Annotated in this window: 9 protein-coding genes; 5 read left to right on the forward strand and 4 right to left on the reverse strand. The window is 69.9% G+C overall.

The window, feature by feature from the left end:
- Positions 1-22 precede the first annotated feature (22 nt).
- A complete protein-coding gene (locus GY170_RS06045) occupies positions 23-967 on the forward strand; it encodes a nucleoside hydrolase (RefSeq protein ID WP_163890923.1) in 945 nt (314 codons plus the stop codon).
- 80 nt (positions 968-1,047) lie between these two features.
- Here the strand turns inward: GY170_RS06045 and GY170_RS06050 are convergent, their stop codons facing one another.
- Both GY170_RS06050 and GY170_RS06055 read right to left on the reverse strand, forming a co-directional pair.
- Entirely contained in the window at positions 1,048-2,400 is a 1,353-nt protein-coding gene (locus GY170_RS06050; RefSeq protein WP_235924010.1) for a solute carrier organic anion transporter, read from the reverse strand.
- Positions 2,397-3,875: a GumC family protein gene (locus GY170_RS06055; RefSeq protein ID WP_163890925.1), complete on the reverse strand. Its 1,479-nt coding sequence runs from the start codon at positions 3,873-3,875 to the stop codon at positions 2,397-2,399. Before GY170_RS06055 ends, GY170_RS06050 begins: the two co-directional genes overlap by 4 nt.
- A gap of 437 nt (positions 3,876-4,312) precedes the next feature.
- On the opposite strand from GY170_RS06055, the gene GY170_RS06060 reads away from it, so the two are divergent.
- On the forward strand, positions 4,313-4,963 hold the full coding sequence (locus tag GY170_RS06060) for a sulfotransferase family 2 domain-containing protein (protein ID WP_163890927.1): 651 nt from the start codon (positions 4,313-4,315) through the stop codon (positions 4,961-4,963).
- Between the two features lie 422 nt (positions 4,964-5,385).
- Here GY170_RS06060 and GY170_RS06065 read toward each other — a convergent pair whose 3' ends face one another.
- Positions 5,386-5,997 (reverse strand): response regulator transcription factor, encoded by a 612-nt coding sequence (locus GY170_RS06065; RefSeq protein ID WP_163890929.1) that lies wholly within the window; start codon positions 5,995-5,997, stop codon positions 5,386-5,388.
- A 329-nt stretch (positions 5,998-6,326) separates the two neighbouring features.
- Between GY170_RS06065 and GY170_RS06070 the strand changes: the two genes are divergently transcribed.
- The 3 genes from GY170_RS06070 to GY170_RS06080 all read left to right on the forward strand — a co-directional run bounded on the left by GY170_RS06070 (position 6,327) and on the right by GY170_RS06080 (position 10,952).
- Positions 6,327-7,736, forward strand: coding sequence for a WecB/TagA/CpsF family glycosyltransferase (locus tag GY170_RS06070; protein ID WP_163890939.1), 1,410 nt, complete (start codon positions 6,327-6,329; stop codon positions 7,734-7,736).
- 114 nt (positions 7,737-7,850) lie between these two features.
- Positions 7,851-8,360, forward strand: a complete 510-nt coding sequence (locus GY170_RS06075; protein WP_163890941.1) for a putative pterin-binding protein — start codon at positions 7,851-7,853, stop codon at positions 8,358-8,360.
- A 9-nt stretch (positions 8,361-8,369) separates the two neighbouring features.
- Complete coding sequence (locus GY170_RS06080; RefSeq protein WP_163890943.1) at positions 8,370-10,952, forward strand: ATP-binding protein; 2,583 nt, start codon at positions 8,370-8,372, stop codon at positions 10,950-10,952.
- Here GY170_RS06080 and GY170_RS06085 read toward each other — a convergent pair.
- Positions 10,942-12,165, reverse strand: a complete 1,224-nt coding sequence (locus tag GY170_RS06085; protein ID WP_163890945.1) for a polysaccharide biosynthesis/export family protein — start codon at positions 12,163-12,165, stop codon at positions 10,942-10,944. The genes GY170_RS06080 and GY170_RS06085 overlap by 11 nt on opposite strands.
- Between the last annotated feature and the right edge of the window lie 211 nt (positions 12,166-12,376).

The following is a 12,376-nucleotide window of genomic DNA, read 5'->3' on the forward strand; positions in this document are numbered from 1 at the left end:
CCCTCGTTCAAGAAGAAGACCCATGCCCCAGAAGATCCTGCTGGATGTCGACACCGGCATCGACGACGCGCTCGCCATCTACTACGCGCTCCGCCACCCCGAGCTGGAGCCGGTCGGCTTCACCTGCGTCTTCGGCAATACTGATGTCGATATCGCCACGACCAACACGCTGCGCATCCTCGAGCTTGCCGGCCGTCCCGAGCTGCCCGTCGCCATGGGCGCCGCCCGCTCGCTCCTCTGGCCCTACACGCGCGAGGCGGATTTCGTGCATGGGTCCAACGGCCTCGGCGACGTCGAGCTGCCCGAGCCCGCCGCGAAGGCGGTGGACGAGCACGCCGCCGATTTCATCATCCGCATGGTGAAGGAGGCTCCCGGTGAGATCGCGCTCTGCCCCGTCGGCCCGATGACCAACATCGGCCTCGCCCTCGCCAAGGCGCCCGAGATCGCGGGCCTGGTGAAGGAGATTGTGGTCATGGGCTCGACCCTCGCCCATCCCGGCATCCACGGCGTGGCCCGCCCGATGGTCGACGCCAACTTCCACAACGATCCCGAGGCGGCCCACATCCTCATGCAATCGAGCGCGCCGATCACGCTCGTCGGCATGGACGCCACGATGACGACGCTGATGTCCCGGGAGATGATGGACGATATCCGCGCCAACGGCACCGAGGCCGGGCGGGTGCTGATGGAGATCACCGAGTTCTACGTCCGCTCCTACGAGCAGATGCACCCCGGCATTGCGGGCTGCCCCCTGCACGACCCGCTCGCCGTCGCCGCCTGCCACGCGCCGGACCTGCTCACCCGCGAGCGCCTGCGCATCGACATCGAGCTCTCCGGCGCCCTCACCCGCGGCCAGGCCATCCCCGACCGCCGCCCCATGGGTCTGGAGCGGGCCAATTGCGAGGTGGCGACGGGGGTGGACGCGCCGCGCTTCGAGGCAATGTTCCACGAGACGATGCTGATGTGAGCAGGGTGGTCCGGGGTGGCGAAGGAGCGGGGCCTCTCAGCTTCCAACAGGGGAGCTGAACCCGTTCCGATCTTGACCCATCAAGCCATTCCTTCTTGCCTCACATATTCCCTACCAGCCGCACCACGCCAATCCGCCTGCACTCCAGCCGCCCGACGCTCTCCGGCCAGCTCCGCCGCATGGATGCCCAGCACGACGAGCCCCGGCCAAAGCATGTAGGCCTCGATCTCCAGGTTCTCGCCGAAGGAGAGCAGCACGATCGTCATGAGGATGCTCAGCGGCAGGCGCCCCCGCGGCCCCTTCGCGGCGTCGACGATGGCGAGCAGGGTCTGGACGCCCAGCGGCACGAGCAGGGCGAAGAGGCCCACGAGACCCTTCACGAAGAGCAGGCCCCACCAGGTGTGGTGGCTGCCGATGGGCATGTATTCCACGACATGCGCGCCGGGATGGACCGTGCCATGGCCGAACCAGAAGGCCTCCTCCCGCCAGCGCTCGCCGGCGATGCGCTGCAACGTCTCGCGCACCCGGGTGCTGTCGGCGCGGGCGCCCTTGAAGGCGGCGACGCCGTCCAGCGCCATCCGCACCAGCGCCGTGCCCACGACCGCCAGCGACGCGGCCAAAGCTGCCATCAGCTGCCACGCCCAGCCCTTCAGGAGGAGCGGCAGGAGGCGCGGCCCGATGGTGCAGGCGACGAGGCCGACGAGCCCCATGCGCGACTTCGACAGCAGGATCATCGCCGTCCCCGCCGCGAGGCCGGTGGCGCGCCAGCGGATGTTCCGCTCCTCCAGCGCGAAGGCGACCTGCACGACGCCGAGAAGCGCGGCGAAGGGCGACCAGGGGGCGTAGAACTGCCAGCGCGGCGTCCAGCTCGCCGGATCCCAAGTGAAGAAGTAGACCGAGAAGTACTCCGGCCCCGGCCCGCCGATGGCCTTCAGCGGAGAGGTGAAGATCTTCTCCGGCAGGCCCACGTATGGGGCGGCGAAGAGCACGGGCAGGAGCGCCAGCGTCCACGCCCCCACCACGCATTGCCCCCGCACGAGGATCTCCCGGCGGATCGGCAGCACCGCCCCGGCGAGGGGAAAGAGCGCGAGCAGCGCCCAGCCCTTGGCCCAGCCGATGGAGGACTTGATGGTCTGCTTCAGGCCCAGCCCCCAGTCGACATGGCCGACCCAGAGGGCGACGAGCATCACCAGCATCCCGATGATCCAGAGCCACACCACGCCCGGCACCGCCCCCTTCGCCCGCAGCCCCGGGTGGATCGCCGGGCCGAGGTAGAGCGAGAGCATGGCAAGCCCGCCCAGCAGCCAGCCCAGCACCGGGCCCACCACGTAGAGGGCGCCGACGAAGTAGAAGGGCCATGTCCAGCGGAGCGCCTTGAAGGCCATGGCCTCCGCCAGGTTCTGCGGGGCGAGGTGGGCGGGCGCGGCGCTCATTCCGCCGGCACCGCGTAGGCGGGGGCCGCGCCGGGCTGCACCGGGTCGTCGGGGATCAGCCTGGTGATCAGCGGGCGGCGGATCCAGCCGAGGAGGAGGCCCATCATCGCGAAGAGGCTGCCCGCGACGCCGGCGGCGACGGCGAGCTTGCGCTTCGGCGAGGAGGGCTCCACCGGCAGCGAGGGGTCCTCGAGCACCTGCACGAGCGGGTAGGAGGCATAGACATCGGTCTTCGTCGTCTCTGCCCGCGCCATGGCCGAGGCGAAGACGGCCTCCGCCACGCGGAAGTCGCGCTGCATGTCCTCCAGCCGGGCGGCGGGCTCGATGAGGTCGAGCTTGCGGGCCTCGACCGCCGCGAGGCGCTCGGTGAGCACGGCGTGCTCGGCGGCAAGGCCCGCGCGCTCCGCCTCGGCGGCGACGAGATCGCTGAGGAGGCCGGCGCGGCTGCCGACATGGCTGATGTCGAGCGTGGCGAGCTCCGCCTCGCCCAGACCCGTGAGCCGGGCGGCGCGGCTCATGGCCTCGGCCTCGGCGGCGGCATAGCCCGAGCGGGCGGCGCGCACGTCGGGGTGGCTCTCGCCGAAGCGGGCGCGGGCCTGGGAGAGAAGGGCGGCCTGGGCGGACATCTCCTCCGTCAGCGCCGCGAACTCGGTATCGGCGTGCAGCTTCAGGGCAGAGGCGGCGAGGCGCGCATCGGTTCCGAGGGAGGCCTGCAAGGCGGCCACCGCCTCCGTCCGGTCATCGAGCGTGGCGCCGAGGTCGCTCACCCGCGCGGCGAGCGTCTCCGCCTCCGCCACCAGCGCGCCGTACTGCTCGGCGGAGATCAGGCCGGTCTCGCGCTGCAGGCGCGAGATCTCGTCCCGCGTGGCGAGCACGGAGCTGCGGTAATCGTCGATGGCTCCGAGGCCGCTTTGCTGCCTCTGGTGCAGCTCGTCCGTCCGCAGCTCCTCGATCTCGGAGAAGAAGGCCTGCAACAGCGCCTCGCCGCGCGCCTGCGCGTCATCGGGGCTGTTGCCGGTGATGGAGACATGGATGAGCCCGGTCTGGTCGATCAGCTCCACCCGCGGCTGGCCGAAATCGACCCGCCGCATGTCCATCTCGCCCGCGGCCGCCGCGACGATGCGGTCGGCGCCGAAGAGGCGCTTGTAGGTTTCCGTCGGGCTGACGGAGCTGCTGGAGAAGGGCGAGCTGGAGTTGGAGGAGGCCTGCCCGATCTGGTCGAGGTTGACCGAGGCGGAGGACCCGGCGCCCGGCAGGATCAGCGACATGCCCGAGGTGTAGCGCAGCGGCGCCGTCTTCAGGTAGCCGGTGATCGGCGCCCAGACGCAGACGAGGGCGATGGCGAAGAGCCCCGCGTAGCGCGGCAGGCGGCCGAGATCGTTCGGGCGGCCCCCCTTGAGGACCCGCCCGAAACTCAGTTGCACGAGCGGCAGGCGCAGCAGGGGCGGAACGAAGGTGCGGCGGGCTTGGGTCATGTGTGCTCTCCTTTGGCCGGAGAGATACGAGACCTGGGCGATGGGCGCGCCGTCCTGCCGGGTTAGCCGGCCGGCGCCGTGGGATGCCCCGCCTATCCCGACGGGTAGGTCATCGAGGGCCGGGCAGGATTCCGTCTTTTGAAATCCGCGCTGCAGCTTGAGGTCTTGCACACTGCGTGACGCACTCGATGTCCCAAGGGGGCTTCGGCCGGGTCTTCGGCCGGGTCTTCTGAGGACGTCGATGGTCGACGTCAACTATGCGGGACGAAGCCGCCGTTCCGCCGCTGGAACGAGCGTCCGCTATGCGAGCCGGATTGTCTGGGGAGCGTTCCGGCGCCAGACTGTGCATCGTGCCCCTTCCAGAGATATACTAGGACAGCGTCAGTGCTTCACGGCGTGGCTCGGACCCACTGAAACGATTTGAATAATGTGAGACGATGGCCAGCCTATTCATACCTTCGCGCAACGCGCTGTTCCTGCATTTGCCCAAGACGGCCGGATACTCGGTCTCGACGGCACTGGCCGAGGCGTTCCCCGACACCCAATCCTATCCGGTTCGCGACATGTCCCGAGCCGAAAGCGCGGCGAGCTATCTCGGAGAGCGTCTAGACCCCGCCGTCTTCGCCCGAACATGGAGCTTCTGTTTCGTGCGCAACCCGTGGGACTGGGCGGTGTCTGGCTGGCTGCACGTTACCCGTAACACGGGCGCCTACGGCGATTCGCCGCCGAGCTTCGCTGAGTTCCTGACAGGTTCGTGGGACCAGGGGCTCAAGAGGAACCCCAACCCGCGCAAGTTCAATTCACCGCAAACCTTCGTCGCCTACCATACGCAGTTGACCCAGTCCGAGCACTTGGCCGGACGCAATGGGGAAGACCCGGTCCCGCTCGCGTTCTACGCCCGGTTCGAACAGCTGTCCCAGGACTGGGCGCGCATCTGCGACAGGCTCGGTCGGGCTATTTCGCTCCCGCACCAGAACAAGTCGCAGCGCGGCCACTACACGGACTATTACACGGACCCGCTTCGCGAGATCGTCGCACGCCGCAACGCCGCCCTAATTGCCCGCTTCGGATATGCGTTCGGTGAATGATACCTCGGCGCGTTCGCAGTTGCGGCCGTGGAGCTTCGCTTAGATCCTTGCCTGGGCACCGCGACGGGGCGATGCTTTCGCATGTCCTGCGCCATTGCGCCGGGTTCGGTATCCTACCGCCTGACCTGCATCTCGTACTGCCCGCTGAGGATCCTGCCGAGAAACCCGATGGCCGCCTCACCAACACCACTTGGCGTAATCACCTCTTCCCCCTGCCTGCCGTTCGCGTGTGAGGATCGACAGTGTAGCTTCGAGTCTCGCCAACGCCCTCAGGATGACCGCACATGAGGCGTTGGTAACGGCCGGTCGATGCAGGCTGTCAAAGGCGTGGAATGGGCTCTAAGCGGTCATTGGGCGTTCGAACCGCCGGCTGTCTCGTCCTCACCACACAATGCCAAAGCCGAGCACCCGGAAAGCGTAGGTCAGAACAGGCCCTGGTCGCGAGCGATCATGGCGGCCTGCGTGCGGTTGCTGGCGCCGATCTTGCGGTAGAGCGTCTTCATGTGGAGCTTCACCGTGGGCTCGCGGATGTCGAGATCGCGGGCGATCTCCTTGTTCGACTTCCCCTCCGTCAGCCCCTGCAGCACCTCGATCTCGCGCTGAGAGAGCTTGTCGGCGAGCGGGTTGGCGACCGTCTCCTCCGTGGCGCGCAGGAAGTCGAGGGGCGCGTATTGCTCGCCCATCGCCATGAAGCGGATCGCGTTGACGAGCGACTTGGCCGAGAGCGTCTTGGGCAGGAAGCCGGCGGCCCCGGCGGCGAGCGTCTGCTCGGCCACCTCGCGGTCGGCGGTGCCGGAGATGATGGCGACGTGGTGCTCCCCCGGCATCTCCATGATGCGTGAGAGGCCAGACAGACCGTTCATTCCCGGCATGCCGTAATCGAGGAGGACGAGGGCGAAGGGCTGCTCGGCGACGAGCTTCTCGGCCTCGCTGAAGTTGGCGGCCGTTTCCGTCTCGAGGTTGGCTTCACTCGCGAGGAACATCACCAGCGTGTCGCGCAGAAGGTCGTGATCGTCGGCAATCAGGATCCGCATGGGCTTCGTCTCCGTGGTGGAGCGCTGGCGCTCCCGGCGTTCAGTCGGCGTGGGGCTTCATAGCATGGGCGGCCGGTCGCGGCTCGCGGCGCGGACCCGAAATTACTCAAGATAGTGTCAATAGCAGGGCAGGGGCCATGCGCGACCTACCCACCCGGATAAGGGCGCGCGCCCGATGGGATAGCGCGCGATCCGGCCGGGGACAGGAGGCTCTCCGGCCGGGGACGGCGCCCCGCCATCCGGGGCCGAGACCTCGCCGGCCGCGCCGTTGAGCGGCGGGCGTCTCCTCCCGCAAGTCATTGGAAACGATTGTGAAAGGATCGCCTCCAATGAGCTACGTCTCCACCGTCCCCGCCCTCTCCTCAGAGCAGACCCCCGCCCTCCGCGCCGCTCCGCCGGCCCCCTCGGGCCTCACCCCCGTACGGGTGTTCGGCCTGCCGCTGGTCAGCGCCAGCACCCGCAGCGTGATCGATCATCTGCTCGCGCCGGGCCGGCGCAGCCGCGTCGCCTTCCTCAACGCGCATTGCGCCAACGTCATGGTCCGCGACAGCGCCTATGAAGACGCGCTGCACACCGCCGACCTCGTGCTGCCCGACGGCATCGGGGTGGAGCTCGCCGCCCGCATGGCCGGCGACCGCCTCGCCGAGAACCTCAACGGCACCGATTTCGTGCCGGCCCTGCTGGAGGCCGCCGCGGCGAAGGGCCTCAGCGTCTTCCTCTTCGGCGGCCAGCCGGGCGTGGCCGACGCCGCCGCGCGCAACCTCTGCCTGCGCATCCCGGGCCTGCGTGTCGTCGGCACCCGCGATGGCTTCGAGGGGGCGAAGAACGCCTCCGCCGCCGTCGCCGCCATCAATGCCGCGCAGCCCGACATCGTGCTGGTCGCGATGGGCGTGCCGACGCAGGACGTCTGGCTCGCCCGCCACGCCGCCCATCTCGATGCGCGCATCACGCTCGGCGTCGGCGCGCTCTTCGATTTCCTCTCCGGCCGCGTCCGCCGGGCGCCGAAGCTGGTGCGCGCCGCGCGCTGCGAATGGGTCTGGCGGCTGGCGATGGAGCCGCGCCGGATGGCGCGCCGCTACCTCACCGGCAATGCCGCATTCCTCGCCCGCGCCGCCGTGCGCGCCTGGGCCGGGCGCGACCGGGCGGCGATGGCCAAGCGGGCGGTGGACCTCTCGCTCTCGGCCATCGCGATGCTCGCGGCGGCGCCGATCCTGCTGCTCATCGCGGCGGCCATCAAGCTGGAGAGCCGGGGCCCCGTCTTCTTCCGGCAGGTGCGCGTCGGCAAGGATGGTGTGCCCTTCACCATGCTGAAGTTCCGCTCGATGCATATCGACGCCGAAGCCCGCCGCGCCGCGCTGCTCGCCCAGTCCGACCGGGAAGGCGTCTGCTTCAAGTCCCGCAACGATCCGCGGGTGACCCGCGTGGGGCGGCTCCTCCGCCGCTTCTCCATCGACGAGCTGCCGCAGGTGCTGAACGTGCTGAAGGGCCAGATGTCGCTCGTCGGCCCGCGCCCGGCGCTGCCCGAGGAGGTCGCCGCCTATCCCGCCCGCGCCCATGGCCGGCTTGCCGTGAAGCCGGGGCTGACGGGGATGTGGCAGGTCTCCGGCCGGGCGGAGATCGGCTTCGACAAGATGATCGACATGGATCTCGCCTATGCCCGCTCGCGCTCGACGCTGCTCGACCTGCTGCTGATCGGCATGACGGCGAAGGCGGTGATCGGCGGGCGCGGGGCCTTCTGACGCGCCGCGAGGGGGACGACCTATCCGAAGGGATAGGGGGCCTCTTCCGATGCCCGACTGCACGGGGCGCCGCCTTCGTGAGATAGACCTGCCAGCCAGATCGGAGAGACGCCAATGCACTTCCATCGCCACCTCATCGCCGCCGCCGTCTACGCCCTCGCCGCCCTGCCGCTCGCCGCGCAGGAGCTGGGCACGCCGGAGGGGGACATCCTCCTCACCATCGACGGGGCCATCACCGAGACCAATGACGACGGCCGCGCCGTCTTCGACCGCGCCATGCTGGAAGCGCTCGGCCCCGTGACCTTCGAGACCGAGACGACCTGGACCGAAGGCGTGCAGACCTTCACCGGCGTCGAGCTCGCCACGCTTCTGGAGGCCGTCGGCGCCACCGGCGACAGCATCGCGGCCACCGCCATCAACGACTACGCCGTCGACATCCCCCGCGAGGACTGGGTCGAGGGCGGGCCCATCGTGGCCTACCTGCGCAACGGCGAGGAGATGCCGGTGCGCGACAAGGGGCCGCTCTGGGTCGTCTACCCCTTCGATGCCAGCGAGGACTACCAGACCGAGGTCATCTACTCGCGCAGCATCTGGCAGTTGGACCGGATCACCGTCGCGGAGTAGCGTTGAGCCATGGATGAGCCGAGCCGAGACGTGCTGCAGGACGCGGGCCCCGCCGACGAGGCGCCGGGCTCGCGCACGCTCCTCTGGGTCTTCCTGCTGCTGCTGTGCTTCGGCGCCGCGGTGGGGATGGGCTGGCTCGTCCTGCGGGAGATCGAGGATCTCGGCACCGCCAATTCCGACAATGCCCAGTGGAGCCTCGCGCAGACCGAGGTGGAGTTCCTGCAGTTCCAGCTCGCCATCGAGCGCGCGGGGGAGGAGGAGGTGAGCCTCGACACCCTCCGCCGGCGGTTCGACGTGTTCTACAGCCGCATCGGCACCTTCGCCTCGGCCTCGACCTACAGCGCCGTGCGCTCGTCGCCGGAATTCATCGCGGCCAATGAGGAGATCACCGACTTCCTCGACGCCGCCGTGCCCGTCATCGACAGCCCCGACGCGCAGCTCGCGGCGGCGCTGCCAGCGCTCTCCGCCGAGGCGCAGGCGCTGCTGCCGCAGGTGCGCGCCCTGTCGCTCGCGGGGCTCGCCAGCTTCGCCGAATCTTCCGACGAGCGGCGGGAGGACGTGCGGCGCACCCTCGCGCAGATGGTCGGCGTGCTGGGGCTTTTGCTCGGCGGCTTCGCGCTGCTCACCAACTCCTTCCGCCGGCTATACCGCGTCTCGCGCCGGCAGGCGCAGGCGATGGAGCGGGCGGGGGACCGGATGCGCGCCATCGTCGAGGCGGCCGCCGATGCGATCCTCGTCTGCGACCGCGACGGCGCCATCCTCGACATGAACACCGCCGGCGTCCGCCTCTTCGGCTACAGCCGCGAAGAGGGTATCGGCCGACGGGCGCTGGAGACGATCTACCCCGCCGACGTGGCGCCCGCCCTGCAGGAGGCGACGCGGGCCTTCTTCCAGGAGGACGGCCGCGCCGGCACGACGGCCCTGCACTACGAGACCGAAGCCGTCTCTCGCAGCGGCCGCCGCTTTCCCGCCGAGGTCTCCATCGCGCGCACGGCCGACGAGACAGACCCGATCTACGTGGCCTTCATCCGCGATATCTCGCGCCGCAAGGAGGCCGAGGAGGGGCTGACCGAGGCACGCGACAAGGCACTGGCCGGCGAGCGGGCCAAGGCGGAGTTCCTCGCCGTGATGAGCCACGAGATGCGCACGCCGCTCAACGGCCTGATGGGCACCATGCAGCTGATGCGCGATCACAGCCTCAGCCAGCGTCAGAGCGAGCTCCTCGACCGGATGCACAGCTCTGGCCGGCTGCTCCTCGGCCTCGTCAACGACGTGCTCGACCTCGCCAAGTTCGAGGCCGGCAAGCTCAAGGCCGAGCGCCGGCCCTTTTCCGTCTCCGCCCTGCTCGACGGGGTGGTGGAGACGACGGCGACGCTGGCCTCGAGCAACGGCAACAGCCTGCGCTGGCGGCCGCTGACCCCGGGCCTCGACATCGTGCGGGGCGACTCGCGGCGGCTGCGGCAGGTGCTGCTCAACCTCGTCGGCAACGCGGTGAAGTTCACCCGCGCCGGCTCCATCGACATCGAGGTGGAGCGGCTGCCGGGTGAGGGGGGGCTGGTGGAATTCCGCGTCGCCGACACCGGCATCGGCATCGCGGAGGCCCAGCTCGAGCGGATCTTTCAGGATTTCGAGACGCTCGACAGCTCCTATTCCCGGCAGGCCGGCGGCACCGGGCTCGGCCTCGGGATCGCGCGGCGCCTCGTCGGCGTCATGGGCGGCGAGATCGGGGTGGAGAGCGAGCCGGGGGAGGGCAGCCTCTTCTGGGTCCGCCTCTCCCTGCCGCCCGCCGAGGCGGAGGAGACGCCGCTGCCGGGGCAGGGGGGCAACGCCACCCTCCCGGTCCGGCCGCTCGACGTGCTCCTCGTGGAAGACAACGAGATGAACCGCTTCGTCGCCCGCGGCCTGCTGGAATCCGAGGGCCACAAGGTGACGGAGGCTGTCGACGGGCGCGCGGGCGTGGAATGGGCCGAGTCCCACCCGTTCGACGTCATCTTGATGGATATCTCGATGCCCGTGATGGATGGCCAGACGGCGGCACGGAAGATCCGCGCCGGCTCCGGCCGCTCCGCCACCACGCCCATCATCGCCCTCACCGCCCATGCCCTGCCGGAGGAGGTGGAGCGCTTCCGCGAGGCGGGGATGGCGCATTGCCTCTCAAAGCCTATCGACCGCAAGGTGCTCTCCGGTCTCCTCCGCGGCATCGCGGCGGGCTATTCTGGCGGCTCCGTTACCATGGCCGAGCCGGCTAGCGGGCTGATCGACCGCGCGCAGCTCGGCGAGCTGTCCCAGACGATCCGCCCCGCCGATCTGGAGCGCCTTCTCGCGACCTTCCGCGCCGAGATGGACGAGGGCGTCACGCGGCTGACGGCAAGCGACCTGCCGCCGGCCGAGCTCGGCGCGCTGGCGCATAAATGCGCCGGCTCTTGCGCCACGCTCGGGCTCACCGCGCTGCGCCAGCTTCTGGGCCGGGTGGAGACGGCGGCCAAGCGCGGAGAGGTCAGCGAGGGCGATCTTGCACAGCTGCCGGAACTCTGGGCCGAGAGCCGGCAGGCGCTGGACGCCTGGCAGGGCGAGCAGGCCCTTACGGAATGAGCGCGCCGGCGGTGAAGACGCCGAGCACCCGCCCGATCTCGCCGAGGTTGGTGACGCCGCTGTCGTAGCAGGCGATGGCATCGCCGGGCAGCAGGTAGGGGTCGTAATCGTCGCGGTCGGGCCGGGCGCGCATCTCCTCGATGGGCCGCTCGATCACGGCGGAGACGCCGGTCATCGGATTGCGGGTGAAGAGCGCGGCGGAGCGGTCGGCGCTGGTCGCCCGCGCCCCGCCGACGCAATTAGCATCGATCACCGCCTGCATGTAGCGCGTGCCATAGGGCACCTCGCGCACCGTCTGGCCGATGGCCGAGGGCGCGTTGCCGGTGGCGGGCTGGGTGAGGTTGGAGAGGTAGAGCGAGATGCCGGGCGGCGAGATCGGGCTCGGCTTCATCAGCGCGTCCTGAAAGCAGAAGCGCGAGGGGACGTAGATCTCGTCGCCCGCCAGCAGCATCACGTCCTCGAAGGCCCGCCCTTCGATGGCGCCGCGCAGGTCGATCACGTAGTTCGTGCCGGCCCGGGTGAGGCGCACGGCGGAGAGATCGGCATCGGGGCGGATGCCGCCGGCGCTGCGCAGCGCAACGGAAAGGTTACGACCCTCGGTCGAGCTGCCCCGCGCGGCCTGCCGGCGCGCATCCACCGCGTCGCCGGGCACGCCGCCGATATCCACCGGGTTGGGATCGAAGACAGCGCCGCTCACCCCGATGCGGGCCGAGGCGAAATCGAGCACCAGCAGCGAGACATCGGGCCGGTCGTCGTAATAGCCGCCCGCCACGAGCCCCTGTCGGATGTCGGCGGCGACGCTGGCGGCGGATCGGCCCTGCGCCGGGATGGGGGAGAGATAGGGCACCTTCAGCGTGCCATCGCGCGAGATGACGTATTCGCCGCTGAACGTCTCCTCATCGGGCAGGCGCAGGTCGAGCAGATCGCCGCGCGAGAGCACCTCGCCGCGCAGCACCTCGGGCAGCCGCGCGCCCAGCTTGCCGGCAGCGCCCTCGGCCGCCACCGCACCATCGGGCGAGCGGCAGCTGCGGGCATTGATCTCCTCCGCCTGCAGGAAGTTGGCGGGCGGGTAGGCGAGGGCGCGATACTGGGCCTGGTAGCCCCGGCCCTCGGCGACCGGCTCGATATTGTCGGCCGTCTCGATGGCTGCGCAGCCGGCCAGAGCGGCGGCGCCCATCAGCCGGCAGACAACCTGCCCAATCCTCGGCGCCATGTGCCCCCCGTTCCGGTTTTTCTGCCTCTGGGGAAAGCCTAGCGCGGGGCCGCGCGCGGCGTCCATCGCCTTCGCCGCATCCTAAACATATCCCTAAGGATAGGTCGCTCTCCCGTCGCGCCACTCGGCTGTCCCGCCGGGCGCGCGACGGGGGGCGGGCGGGCCTTTATCCATCGGGCAACACACGAGCTTTCCGGCTCCAGCCAGATGG

Source organism: Pseudoroseicyclus tamaricis, from assembly GCF_012070395.1.
Lineage (GTDB): Bacteria > Pseudomonadota > Alphaproteobacteria > Rhodobacterales > Rhodobacteraceae > Pseudoroseicyclus_A > Pseudoroseicyclus_A tamaricis.